2 protein-coding genes are annotated in these 14577 nt (G+C 76.0%); both read left to right on the forward strand.

What is annotated here, in order from left to right:
• Window positions 1-11 precede the first annotated feature (11 nt).
• Window positions 12-5012: a type I polyketide synthase gene (locus tag AC0OO9_RS27250; protein ID WP_484513370.1), complete on the forward strand. Its 5001-nt coding sequence runs from the start codon at window positions 12-14 to the stop codon at window positions 5010-5012.
• A gap of 49 nt (window positions 5013-5061) precedes the next feature.
• Window positions 5062-14565 (forward strand): type I polyketide synthase, encoded by a 9504-nt coding sequence (locus tag AC0OO9_RS27255; RefSeq protein ID WP_484513372.1) that lies wholly within the window; start codon window positions 5062-5064, stop codon window positions 14563-14565.
• The last annotated feature ends 12 nt before the right edge of the window (window positions 14566-14577 follow it).

The following is a 14577-nucleotide window of genomic DNA, read 5'->3' on the forward strand; positions in this document are numbered from 1 at the left end:
GGTGCCCCCCGATGAGCGATGACAAGCTGCGGTACTTCCTCAAGCGGGTCACCGCCGACCTGCACGAGACCAAGCGCAAGCTGCAGACCGTCGAGGCGCGCGACCAGGAACCCCTGGCCATCGTCTCGATGAGCTGCCGCTTCCCCGGTGGGGTCCGGTCGCCGGAAGCACTGTGGGACCTCGTCGCCGAAGGCCGGGACGCGCTCACCGAGTTCCCCGACGACCGGGGTTGGGACCTGGAGGCGCTCTACGACCCCGACCCCAACAAGCCGGGCAAGAGCTACACGCGCATCGGCGGGTTCCTCGACGGCGCCGGTGACTTCGACCCGTCGCTGTTCGGCATCTCGCCGCGTGAGGCCCTCGCCATGGACCCGCAGCAGCGGCTGCTGCTGGAGACGTCCTGGGAGGCCATCGAGCGGGCCGGCATCGACCCGCTGTCGCTGCGCGGCAGCTCCACCGGCGTCTTCGTCGGGCTGAGCACCTCGAACTACGGCATGGGTCTGCCGCACGTGCCCGAGGGCGTCGACATGTACATCGGCACCGGCAACACCACGAGCGTCGCGTCCGGCCGGATCTCGTTCACCCTCGGCCTCAACGGCCCCGCCGTCACCGTCGACACCGCCTGCTCCTCCTCGCTGGTGGCCCTGCACCTCGCCGTGAACGCGCTGCGCCGCGGCGAGTGCGACCTCGCCATCGCCGGTGGCGTCACCGTCATGGTCACCCCCGGCGTCTTCGTCGTCTTCTCCCGGCAGCGCGGCATGTCCGTCGACGGCCGGTGCAGGGCCTTCGCGGCCGGCGCGGACGGCACCGGCTGGGGCGAGGGCGGCGGCGTGCTCGTCGTGGAGCGGCTTGCCGACGCCGAGCGCAACGGCCACCCGATCCTCGCCGTGATCCGGGGCAGCGCCCTCAACCAGGACGGCGCGTCCAACGGGCTCACCGCCCCGAACGGCCCCTCCCAACAGCGGGTCATCCGGCAGGCCCTCGCCAACGCCCGGCTCGGCACCGCCGACGTCGACATGGTCGAGGCGCACGGCACCGGCACCACCCTCGGCGACCCCATCGAGGCGCAGGCACTCATCGCCACGTACGGGCAGGACCGGCCCGCCGACCGGCCGCTGTGGCTGGGCTCGGTGAAGTCGAACATCGGCCACACCCAGAGCGCCGCCGGCGTCGCCGGGCTGGTCAAGATGGTGATGGCGCTGCGCAACGGCGTCATGCCGGAGACCCTGCACGTCGACGAGCCATCCCCGCACGTGGACTGGACCGCCGGGGCGGTCTCCCTGCTCACCGAGTCCAAGCCGTGGCCGGAGCTGGACCGCCCCCGCCGCGGCGGCGTCTCGTCGTTCGGCGTCAGCGGCACCAACGCGCACGTGATCCTGGAGGAGTACCGGCCGCGCGTCGCCGAGCCGGCGTCCGTGGACGGCGACGAGGCCGTCGAGGCCACCGCCGTCGAGCCCGCGCGACGCCCCGGCCTGGTCGGCTCGGACGTGACCCTCTGGCCGGTGTCGGCCCGGTCGCGCTCCGCCCTCGCCGGGCAGGCCGCCCGGCTCGCGCGGCACGTGCGCGAGCACGGCGACCTCGCCCCGGCGGCGGTCGGCTGGTCGCTGGCCACCACCCGCTCGACGTTCGACCACCGCGCCGCCGTGGTCGGCCTCGGCACCGACGAGCTGCTCGCCGGGCTGGACGCCCTCGCCGCCGGCCACCCGGGCGGCAACCTCGTCACCGGTACGGTCACCAGCGCCGGCGCCGGCCCCGTCTTCGTCTTCCCGGGCCAGGGTGCGCAGTCGGCGCGGATGGCCGCCGGCCTGGTCGGTCGTACGCCGGTGTTCGACGCGCGGCTGGCCGAGTGCCAGCGGGCCCTCGCCCCGTACCTGGACGTGGACCTCGTGTCGGTGCTGACCGGCGACGACGAGTCGTGGCTGGAGCGGGTCGAGGTCGTGCAGCCCGTGCTGTGGGCCGTCGGCATCGCCCTCGCGGCCGTGTGGCGCGCGGCGGGCGTCGTCCCGGACGCGGTCGTCGGCCACTCGCAGGGCGAGATCGGCGCGGCCTGCGTGGCGGGCATCCTGAGCCTGGACGACGCCGCGAGGACCGTGGCGCTGCGCTCGCGCGCCCTGGCGGTGCTGCGCGGCACCGGCACGATGGCGTCGGTGGACCTGTCGGCCGACGCGGTCGCCGAGCGCCTGCCGGCGTTCCCGGGTGTCGGGGTGGCGGCGGTCAACGGCCCGTCCACCGTCGTGGTCTCCGGCCCGCCGCAGCCCGTCGCCGACCTCGTCGCGGCGTGCCAGGACGAGGGCCTGCGCGCCCGGCTCATCCCCGTGGACTACGCCTCCCACTCCGAGGCCGTGCAGCAGGTCGCCGAGCAGCTGCGCGCCGACCTGGCCGACGTCACCCCGCAGGCCGGCCACACCCGCCTGGTCTCCACGCTCACCGGGGACTGGGTCGACCCGGCCTCGATGACCGCGGACTACTGGTACGACAACCTGCGCCGCACCGTGCGGTTCGACGCGGCCGTCCGGACGGCGATCGCCGCCGGGCACACCACGTTCGTGGAGATCAGCCCGCACCCGGTGCTGACGATGCCGGTGACGGCGATCCTCGACGACACCGGCGTCACCGGCCACACCCTGGGCAGCCTGCGCCGCGGCGACGACGACGCGACCCGGCTGCTGACCAATCTCGCCACCGCGTACGCCATCGGCCTGCCCGTCGACCTCGCGAACGTCCTCGCCGAGACCGAGGTGGCGCCGCTGCCCACGTACGCCTTCGACCACCAGCGGTTCTGGCTGGACGGCAGCGGCGGCCCCGACCTGCAGAGCCTGCTCCAGGGCGCGACCGGCGGCGACCCCAGCGACACGAGCTTCTGGGCGGCCGTGGAACGCGGGGACGTCACCGCCCTCGCCGAGACCATCGCCACCGAGGACACCCCGGCCCACGAGGTCCTCGACGCGCTGCTGCCGGCCCTGCCGCTGCTCACCTCCTGGCGTCGGCAGCGGCGCCGCCAGTCCGACATCGACGGCTGGCGCTACCAGGACACCTGGAAGCCGCTGCCCGGCGTCGCCAACCGGGGCATGAGCGGCACCTGGGTCGTCGTCCTGCCCACCGGCGACATCATCGAGCCCTGGCAGGACGCCTGCGTCGAGGCGTTCGCGGCGGCCGGCGCGACGCTCGTCCCGGTGCCCGTCTCCACCCCCGACGTCGACCGCGACCAGTTCGGCAAGCTGCTCCAGGAGGCGCTCGCCGCCGCGCCGGGTGGCGACGACGCCGCCGCCGAGGTGACCGGTGTGGTCTCGCTGCTCGCCTTCGACGAGCTGGCCCACCCGCTGCACCCGTCCGTGCCCGGCGGCTTCGCCGCCACCGTCGCGCTCTTCCAGGCCCTGGGCGACCTCGGCCTGCGCGCCCCGATGTGGAGCGTCACCTCCGGCGCCGCGTCCGTCGGCATGGCCGACCTGCTGCGCTCCCCGGTGCAGTCGCTGGTCTGGGGCTTCGGCCGGGTCGCCGCGCTGGAGCACCCGCAGCGCTGGGGCGGTCTCGTGGACCTGCCGGAGGCCGTCGACGAGCGCTGCGCCGACCTGCTGGTCGCGGCCCTCACCGGAGCCGGGGAGGAGGACCAGATCGCGGTACGCCCCGGCGGCCTGCTCGCCCGCCGGCTCACCCGGGTCCCGCTCGGCGAGAGCCAGCCCGCGAACCCGTGGCAGCCGTACGGCACGGCGCTGGTCACCGGCGGCACCGGCGCGCTCGGCGGGCACGCCGCCCGCTGGCTGGCCCGCAGCGGCGTGGAGAACATCGTGGTCGTCAGCCGGCGGGGCATGGCCGCGCCGGGCGCGCAGCAGCTCGTCGACGACCTCACCGAGCTGGGCGCTCAGGCCACCGTCGTCGAGTGCGACGCCTCCGACCGGGACGCGCTGGCCGACCTGATCGACGCGATCCCCGCCGAGTACCCGCTCACCACGGTCGTGCACGCCTCCGCCGTGCTCGACGACGCCATGATCAACGACATCCGGCCGGAGCAGATCGAGCGGGTGCTCCAGGCCAAGGTCGACGTCGCGTACAACCTGCACGAGCTGACCCTCGACCACGAGCTGTCGGCGTTCATCATGTTCTCGTCCTTCGCCGGCAGCGTGGCCAGCTCCGGCGTCGGCAACTACGCCCCGAGCAACGCGTTCCTCGACGCCCTCGCCCAGCACCGGCGTGGCCTCGGCCTGACCGCCACCTCCATCGCCTGGGGGGCGTGGGCCGGCGGCGGCATGGCCGACGGGCCGCTCGGCGAGCTGCTGCACCGCCACGGCGTACCCGAGATGACCCCCGAGGCGGCCATCGCCGCGCTGCACCAGGCCGTGGACCACGGCGAGGCGTTCCTGACCATCGCCGACATCGCCTGGGAACGGTTCTCCGTCGCCTTCACCGCCACCCGGCCCGGCCCGCTGATCAGCGACCTGCCGGACGTGCGGCGGCTCGCCGCGGCCGAGCAGGTGGCCAGCGTGGAGGCCGGCGACGGCCCGGAGACGTTGCAGGACCGGCTCGCCGGCCTGCCCGCCGCCGAGCGGCTCGCCGTGCTGCTCGGCCTGGTCCGCAGCCAGGTCGCCGCCGTGCTCAACTACCCGTCCGCCGAGTCGGTGGACGAGCACCGGGCGTTCCGGGAGCTGGGCTTCGACTCCGTGACCGCCGTCGAGCTGCGCAACCGGCTCGGCTCGGCCACCGGCGTGGCCCTGCCGGTCACCCTGGTCTTCGACTACCCGACCCCGACGACCCTGGCGGAGTACCTCTTCGCCGAGGTCGCCCACGACGACGTGGTCACCCCGACCGCCCTCCTCGACGATCTGGACCGGATCGCCGACAGCCTCGACGTGGTGGCGCGGGACGAGGCGGCCCGGGTGCGGGCCACCGTACGCCTGCAGGCGATGCTGTCCCGGCTCGCCCAGGACAGCGGTGGCGCCGACATCGGCCGGCACCTCGACGACGCCACCGACGACGAGTTGTTCGCGATGGTCGACAAGGACCTCGGCATCTCCTGACCTTCCAGCTCCAGCTCTCTCCCGTCCCTTTCGAGGAAGCGGCACTCCGATGGCCAACGAAGACAAGCTCCGCGACTACCTCAAGCGGGTCATGGCTGATCTCCACGACACCCGCCGCCGGCTCAGTGAGGCACAGTCCCAGGAACTGGAGCCGGTGGCGATCGTGGCGATGAGCTGCCGGTTGCCGGGCGGGGTGCGCAACCCCGACGACCTGTGGGAGCTGTTGCGGGACGGCCGGGACGCGGTCACGCCCTTCCCCGACGACCGGGGCTGGGACCTGGAGCGCCTGTACCACCCCGACCCCGACCACCCGGGCACCTCGTACGCCCGGGAGGGCGGGTTCGTCGACGGGGCCGGGGACTTCGACTCCGCCTTCTTCGGCATCTCGCCCCGCGAGGCGCTGACCATGGACCCCCAGCAGCGGTTGCTGCTGGAGACGTCCTGGGAGGCGGTCGAGGCGGCCGGGATCGACCCGGCCTCGCTGCGCGGCAGCCGGACCGGGGTGTTCGTCGGCACGAACGGGCAGGACTACGGGACCCTGCTGATGATGTCGCCGGACGGCGACGAGGGGCACTCGATGACCGGGGGCGCGGCGGCCGTCGCGTCGGGCCGGGTGTCGTACACCCTCGGGCTCGAAGGGCCGGCCGTCTCCATCGACACGGCCTGCTCGTCGTCGCTGGTGGCACTGCACCTCGCGGTGCAGGCGCTGCGGGCGGGGGAGTGCGACCTGGCGCTGGCCGGCGGGGTGACCGTGATGGCCACCCCGGGCCTCTACATCGGATCCAGCCGGCAGCGCGCCCTCTCCACCGACGGGCGGTGCAGGTCGTTCGCCGCCAGCGCCGACGGCGCCGGGTTCTCCGAGGGCGTCGGCTGGCTGCTGGTCGAGCGGCTGTCGGACGCCCGCCGCAACGGCCACCACGTCCTCGCGGTGGTCCGCGGCACCGCCGTCAACCAGGACGGCGCGTCGAACGGGCTGACCGCCCCGAACGGGCCGGCGCAGCAGCGGGTGATCAGCCAGGCCCTCGCCTCCGCCAGGCTCTCCACCGCCGACGTCGACGTCGTGGAGGCGCACGGCACCGGCACCAAGCTGGGCGACCCGATCGAGGCGCAGGCGCTCATCGCCACGTACGGGCAGGACCGGGGGGACGCCCCGCCGCTGCTGCTCGGCTCGGTGAAGTCGAACATCGGCCACGCCCAGGCCGCCGCCGGCGTGGCCGGGGTGATCAAGCTGGTGCTCGCCATCCGGCACGGCGTCGTCCCGGCGACGCTGCACGTCGACGCCCCGTCCCCGCACATCGACTGGACGGCCGGCGCGGTGGAACTGGCCACCGAGGCCCGGCCGTGGCCCGAGACGGGCCGGGCGCGGCGGGGCGCCGTCTCCTCGTTCGGCATCTCCGGCACCAACGCGCACGTGATCATCGAGCAGCCGGACGAGTCGGCCGAGGAGCGCCGCGCCGACTCCGCCCCCGGGCTGGTCGCGGCCGACGCGCTCCTCTGGCCGGTGTCGGCCCGGTCGAAGGCCGCCCTGTCCGGGCAGGCCGCCCGGCTCGCGTCGCACCTGCGGCAGCGCGACGGGCTGGAGCCGGCCGCGGTGGGCTGGTCCCTGGCGGCCACCCGGTCGACGTTCGACCACCGCGCCGCCGTGGTCGGCTCGACCGCCGACGAGCTGCTGGCGGGGCTGGACGCGGTCGCGGCCGGCCTGCCCGCCGGGAACGTGGTCAGCGGGGTGGCGTCGGGCCCCGGCGCGGGCCCGGTGTTCGTCTTCCCCGGTCAGGGCGCGCAGTCGGCGCGGATGGCCGCCGGCCTGGTCGGCCGGACGCCGGTGTTCGACGCGAAGCTGGCCGAGTGCCAGCGGGCCCTCGACCCGCACCTCGCCGTCGACGTGGTGTCGGTGCTGACCGGCGACGACGAGTCGTGGCTGGAGCGGGTCGAGGTCGTGCAGCCGGTGCTGTGGGCCGTCGGCATGGCCCTCGCCGCGGTGTGGCAGCACGCCGGGGTGACCCCGGCCGCGGTGATCGGCCACTCGCAGGGCGAGATCGGCGCGGCGTGCGTGGCCGGCATCCTCAGCCTGGAGGACGCCGCGAAGGCGGTGGCGCTGCGCTCCCGCGCCCTGACCGTGCTGCGCGGCACCGGCACGATGGCGTCGGTGGACCTGTCGGCCGACGCGGTCGCCGAGCGGCTGCCGGCCTTCCCCGGCGTCGGGGTGGCGGCGGTCAACGGCCCGTCCACCGTCGTGGTCTCCGGCCCGCCGCAGCACGTCGCCGACCTGGTGCAGGCGTGCCAGGCCCAGGGGGTCCGGGCCCGGTTGATCCCCGTGGACTACGCGTCGCACTCGCCCGCCGTGCAGGAGGTCGCCGAGCAGCTGCGCGCCGACCTGGCCGACGTGACGCCGCAGGTCGGCCACACCCGCCTGGTCTCCACCCTCACCGGGGACTGGGCCGACCCGATCGCCATGGGCGCGGACTACTGGTACGACAACCTGCGCCGGACGGTGCTCTTCGACACGGCGGTGCGGGTGGCCGTCGCCGCCGGGCACACCACGTTCGTGGAGATCAGCCCGCACCCGGTGCTGACGATGCCGGTGACGGCGATCCTCGACGACACCGGCGTCTCCGGACAGACCCTGGGCAGCCTGCGCCGCGACGACGACGACGCGACCCGGCTGCTGACCAACCTCGCCGCGGCGCACGCCATCGGCCTGCCCGTCGACCTGACGAAGGTCCTGCCCGCCGCGCCCACCGTCGACCTGCCCACGTACGCCTTCGACCACCACCGGTACTGGCCCGCCCCGCCGGTCTTCCTCGCCGCGCCCGACGGCGAGCCGGACCTCGACCGGTGGCGCTACCGGGTCACCTGGCAGGCCGTGCCCGACCTGCCGCTGACCTGGCTCGCCGGCACCTGGCTCGTCCCGGTGCCCGCGGCGCTGGCCGGGGACCCCCTGGTCGCCGACGTGCTGTCGGCGCTCGGCAACTTCGGCGCGGACGTCGTACCCGTGGAACTGGACGCCACCGACGACCCGGCGGCGCTGGCCGAACCGCTGCGCGCCGCGCTCGCCGGCCCGGACGGACCCGTCGCCGTGCTCTCCCTGCTCGGCCTGGACGAGCGGGCGCACCCGGAGCACCCGGCGACCTCGCTGGCCGTCTCGGGCACCGCCCTGCTGGTGCAGGCGCTCGGGGCGCTCGGCGTCGAGGCGCCGCTGTGGTGCGCCACCCGGGGAGCCGTCGCGGTCAGCGCCGACGACCCGGCGCCGAGCCCCGTCGCCGCCGCCGTCTGGGGGCTCGGCCGCGCGGTCGCCCTCGAACACCCCGCCCGCTGGGGCGGCCTGCTCGACCTGCCGCACACCCTCGACGCGCAGGCCGGCGCCCTGCTCTGCGCGGCGCTCGGCGCCGGCGGCGAGGACCCGTTCGGCGGTGGCGCCGACCAGTTCGGCGACGACGACGGCGCGGAGCGGTTCGGTGGCGACGAGGACCAGCTCGCCGTGCGCGAATCCGGGGTCTTCGTCCGCCGGCTCACCCGGCTCACCGAACCCGAGCCGACCGCGTCCGGCGACGCCGTCGACGGCACCTGGCGGATGCGCGGCACCGTGCTGATCACCGGCGGCACCGGCGGGCTGGGGGGGCACCTGGCCCGCTGGGCGGCCCGCTCCGGCGCCGCGCACGTCCTGCTGGCCAGCCGGCGCGGCCCGGACGCCCCGGGCGCCGCCGAACTGGAGGCGGAGCTGACCGACCTCGGCGTACGGGTCACCGTGGCCCGCTGCGACGTCGCCGACCGGGCGCAGGTGGCCGACCTGCTGGCCGCCGTACCCGCCGACGCACCGGTGAGCGCCGTGCTGCACACCGCCGCCGTCCTCGACGACGGGATCGTCGACACCGTCACCGCGCAGCGCCTGCACACCGTCGCCGCACCCAAGTGCGCCGCCGCCGTCCACCTGGACGAGCTGACCCGCGACCTCGACCTGGACGCCTTCGTGCTGTTCTCCTCGGTCGCCGGCACCACCGGCAACGCCGGGCAGGGCGCGTACGGGGCGGCCAACGCGTTCCTCGACGCCCTCGCCGAGCGGCGCCGGGCCGAGGGCCTGCCCGCCCTCTCGGTGGCCTGGGGCGCGTGGAGCGGGGCCGGCCTGCCCGCCGACAACGAACGTGCCCAGCAGCGACTGCGCCGGGGCGGAATGCTCGGCATGGACCCCGACCTGGCCGTCGAGGCCCTCGCCCGGGCGCTGCGGCGCGGCGAGACCACGACCCTGATCGCCGACATCGACTGGTCCCGCTTCGCCCCCGCGTTCACCCTGGTCCGGCCCAGCCCGCTGATCGGCGACCTCGAAGAGGTACGCGAGGCGACGCGCCCGGCCCCGCAGGAGGCCGCCGAGGAGGCGACGGACGTGCCGTCGGCCCTGGCGCGGCGGCTCGCCGGACTCGCCGCGGCGGAGCGCGCCGCGACGCTGCTGGAGCTGGTCCGCCAGTGCGCGGCGACCGCGCTCGGCTACGGCGCGGCCGACGACATCCCGGCCACCCTGCCCTTCCGCGACCTCGGCCTGGACTCGCTGACCGCCGTGGACATGCGCAACTTCCTGGCCACCGCCACCGACCTGCGGCTGCCCGCGACGCTCGCCTTCGACTACCCGAACCCGACGGCGCTCGCCGCGCACCTCGACGAGCTGCTCACCGGGGCCGCCCCGGACGTGGCCACCCCCGCCCCGGCCGCACCGGCCGACGACGAGCCGATCGCCATCGTGGCGATGAGCTGCCGCCTGCCCGGCGGGGCGGACACCCCGGAGCAGCTGTGGCAGCTCCTCGCCGCCGGCGGCGACGCGATCGGCGAGTTCCCCACCGACCGGGGCTGGGACCTCGACCGGCTCTTCGACTCCGACCCGGAGAAGGAGGGCACCAGCTACGCCCGCGAGGGCGGATTCGTCACCGGGGCCGCCGACTTCGACGCCGGCTTCTTCGGCATCAGCCCCCGCGAGGCCCTGGCCATGGACCCGCAGCAGCGGCTCCTGCTGGAGGCGTCCTGGGAGGCGATCGAGCGGGCCGGGATCGACCCGCACGCGCTGCGCGGCAGCCCCACCGGCGTCTTCGTCGGCACCAACTACCAGGACTACCGGAACCTCATGTTCAGCGCCGAGGGCGCCGAGGGGCACCTGATGACCGGCAACGCCGGCAGCGTGCTCTCCGGCCGGGTGTCGTACACCCTCGGGCTGGAGGGGCCGGCCGTCTCGGTGGACACCGCCTGCTCGTCGTCGCTGGTCGCGCTGCACTGGGCCTGCCAGGCGCTGCGCCGCTCGGAGTGCTCCCTCGCCCTCGTCGGCGGCGTCACCGTCATGTCCACCCCCGGGGTGTTCGTCGGCTTCAGCCGGCAGCGGGGCCTCGCCCCGGACAGCCGGGTCAAGGCGTTCGCCTCCGCCGCCGACGGCACCAGCTGGGGCGAGGGCCTCGGCCTGCTGCTCGTCGAGCGGCTCTCCGACGCCCGCCGCAACGGCCACCCCGTGCTCGCCGTGATCAAGGGCAGCGCCGTCAACCAGGACGGCGCCTCCAACGGCCTGACCGCCCCGAACGGGCCGTCGCAGCAGCGGGTGATCCGGCAGGCGCTCGCCAACGCCGGCCTCACCCCGGCCGACGTGGACGCCGTCGAGGCGCACGGCACCGGCACCAAGCTCGGTGACCCCATCGAGGCGCAGGCCCTGCTCGCCACGTACGGCCAGCGGCCCGCCGACCAGCCGCTCTGGCTCGGCTCGATCAAGTCCAACATCGGGCACACGCAGGCCGCCGCCGGCGTCGCCGGGATCATCAAGATGGTGCTGGCGCTGCGGCACGGCTACCTGCCGCAGACCCTGCACGTCGACGAGCCGACCGACCAGGTGGACTGGTCCGTCGGCGCGGTCGAGCTGCTCGGCGAGGGCCGCCCGTGGCCGGTCACCGACCACCCGCGCCGCGCGGCCGTCTCCTCGTTCGGCATCAGCGGCACCAACGCGCACACCATCCTGGAGCAGGCCCCGGAGCCGTCCGTCGTCGAGCCGCCGACCGGGGAGCCGGCCGGGCTGCCGGTGGTGCCGGTGCTGCTGTCGGGACGTACGGCGGTCGCGCTGGCCGCCCAGGCGGACCGCTGGGCCGAGCAGCTCACCGGGCTGGAGGCCCCCCGGACGGTCGACGTGGGCTGGTCGTCGGCGGTCTCCCGGGCCACCCTGGAGCACCGGGCCGTCGTGCTGGCCACCGACCGGATCGCGCTGGGCGCCGGGCTGCGCGCCCTCGGCGCCGGTGAGGACTCGCCGCTGGTGGTCACCGGCGTGGCCGCGTCCCGGCCGAAGGTGGCGTACCTGTTCTCCGGGCAGGGGGCGCAGCGGGCCGGGATGGGTCGCGAGCTGGCCGAGGCGTTCCCGGTCTTCGCCGCCGCGCTCGACGAGGCCTGCGCCGCACTCGACCCGCACCTGCCCCGCCCGCTGAAGCCGCTGCTCTTCGCCGAGCCCGACACCGCAGAGGCCGAGGCGCTGGACCGGACCGAATTCACCCAGCCGGCGCTCTTCGCCGTCGAGGTGGCGCTGTTCCGGCTGTTCGAGGCGTGGGGGGTGCGCCCCGACGCGGTCGCCGGGCACTCCATCGGCGAGTTCGCCGCCGCCCACGCCGCCGGGGTGCTCTCCCTGGCCGACGCCGCCGAGCTGGTCGCCGCCCGGGGCCGGCTGATGCAGGCGCTGCCGGCCGGCGGGGCGATGCTCGCCATCGCCGCCACCGAGGCCGAGGTGACCGCCGGGCTCGGCGACCGCGCCGACCGGGTCTCCGTCGCCGCCGTCAACGGTCCCGCCGCCGTCGTGGTGTCCGGGGCCGGCGACGCCGTCGAGGAGCTGGCCGCCGAGTGGAGCGCGCGGGGCGTCCGGATCCGGCGGCTGACGGTCAGCCACGCGTTCCACAGCCCGCTGATGGAACCGGTGCTCGACGACCTCGCCGCCGTGGCCGGACGGCTGCGCTACCAGGACCCGATCATCCCGATGATCTCCACCGTCACCGGCGCGCCGGTCGACGCGGCGGAGATCGGCACGCCGGAGTACTGGGTGCGGCACGCCCGCGACGCCGTGCGCTTCGCCGACGCCGTCGTGGCGCTGCGGGAGCGCAACGTCACCGGCTACGTCGAGATCGGCCCGGACGGGGTGCTCACCGCCCTCGCCCAGGCCGTCCTGGCCGAGGGCACCCCGACCGGCGGCCGGGCCCCGCTGGTCGTGCCGGCCCTGCGCCGGGACCGCCCCGAGCCGACCACCCTGCTGCGGGCGGTCGCCGCGCTGCACACCCACGGCGTCTCCCCGGACTGGTTCGCCCTCTACGCGGGCACCGGCGCGCAGCGGGTCGACCTGCCCACCTACACGTTCGACCGGCAGCGCTACTGGCCGGAGCCGCCGCCGTGGGCCAGCCTGGCGGCCGAGGACGACCGCACCGACGTCGAGCGCCGCTTCTGGGCGGCCGTCGAGGCCGAGGACCTCGAGTCGCTGGCCCGCGACCTGGACGTCGACCGCGACCAGCCGTTCGGGACGGTGCTGCCCGCCCTCTCCGCCTGGCGGCGGCGCGGCCGGGAACGGTCCCTGGTCGACGGCAGCCGGTACCGGGTCGTCTGGGAGCCCATCGAGGAGACCCCGCAGGAGCAGGACCCCGGCCGCTGGCTGGTGCTGCTGCCCGCCGACCGGGCCGACGACCCCGACCTGAACTCCTGCACCTGGGCCCTCGGCACCGACGTGACAATCGTGCCCGTGGACACCGGCGCCGACCCCGACGAGCTGTGCGGCGGGTTCGCCGACGTGCTCACCGAGGCACTCGGCGAGGACGGGGGGCCGCTGTCGATCCTCTCCTTCCTCGGCCTGGACGACGCCCCGCACGCCGAGCACCCGACGCTGCCGCGCGGCCTCGCCGCGACCGTGCACCTGCTCCAGCAGCTCGTCGACCTCGACGCCCCGGCCCGGCTCTGGTCCGTCACCCAGGGTGCCGTCGGGGTCGGCGACGGCGACGTCCCGGCCAACCCGCGGCAGGCGATGCTGTGGGGCCTGGGCCGGGTGGCCGCGCTGGAGCAGCCCACCCGCTGGGCCGGTCTGGTCGACCTGCCCACCGACCTCGAGCCCTGGACCGCGATGCGGCTCGGCGGCATCCTCACCGGCGGCGGCGTGGAGGACCAACTCGCCGTCCGCGAGTCCGGGGTGCTGGTGCGGCGGCTCGTCCCCGCCGTCACCGACGGGGACCCCGCGCCGTGGCAGCCCCGGGGCACGGTGCTGATCACCGGCGGCACCGGCGCGCTCGGCGGGCACGTGGCCCGCTGGGTGGCCGGCGCCGGCGCGGAACGGGTCGTGCTGACCAGCCGGCGGGGCACCGACACCCCCGGCGCCGCCGAGCTGCTCGCCGAGCTGACCGGCCTCGGGGTGGACTGCCGGGTCGCCCGCTGCGACGCCGCCGACCGCAACGCGGTGGCCGAGCTCCTGGCCGACCTCGGGCGGGAGGGACCGCCGCTGCGCGCGGTGGTGCACGCCGCGGGGGTCAGCGAGGTGGTGCCGCTGGCCGACACCACCCTGGAGGACCTGGCGTACGTCATCGCCCCGAAGCTGTCCGGCGCCGAGCACCTCGACGAGCTGCTCGACGGCGTCGACCTGGACGCGTTCGTGCTCTTCTCGTCCATCTCGGCGGTGTGGGGCAGCGGCGGGCAGGGCGCGTACGCGGCCGGCAACGCCTACCTGGACGCGCTCGCCGAGCGGCGCCGCGGCCGGGGCCTGGCGGCCACCTCCGTCGCCTGGGGGCCGTGGACCGAGTCCGGGATGTACACCGAGGGGGCTGCGGAGCAGCTGCGCCGCCGCGGCCTGCGGGTGATGCCGCCCGGCGTGGCCATGGCCGGGCTGCGGCACGCCCTGGCCGCCGGCGACACCTGCGTCACCGTCGCCGACGTCGACTGGGCCACCTTCGCGCCGCTGTTCACCTCGCTGCGGCCCAGCCCGCTGCTGGCCGACCTGCCGGCCGTACGCGAGCTGGCCGTCACCCCCGCCGACGCGCCGGACGCCTCCGCGCCCGTCGCCCGGGACCTGCTCGCCGAGCTGCGGGCGCTGCCCGGCGACGAGCGGCGGGCCGCGCTGCTGGAGATGGTGCGCGTCGACGCGGCGAAGGTGCTCGGCCACTCCTCCGGCGACGTGATCGAGACGGACCGGGGCTTCCTGGACCTCGGCTTCGACTCGCTCACCGCCGTGGAGCTGCGCAACCTGCTCACCGCGGCCACCGGCCACGACCTGCCCACCACTGTCGTCTTCGACTACCCGACGCCGGCCGGCCTGGCCGACCACCTGTACGAGGAGCTCTTCGCCGACGGCGACGGGGAGTTCGGCGAGGACGGCGACGAGGAGTCGGTCCGCCAGGCCCTCGCCGCGATCCCGCTGGACGAGCTGCGGCGGACGGGTCTGCTCGACCAGCTGCTCCAGCTGGCCCGCACGAGCGCCGGTCCGCCGGCCGTGGCGTCCGCCGCCCCGGCCGCGCCCGAGGCGCAGATCCACGAACTCGACGTCGCAGGCCTGGTCCGGATGGCCCTGGAAGGCTCCGACTCGTGACCCGGCCGGCCC

Source organism: Micromonospora sp. USAFONa4 (genome assembly GCF_057197825.1).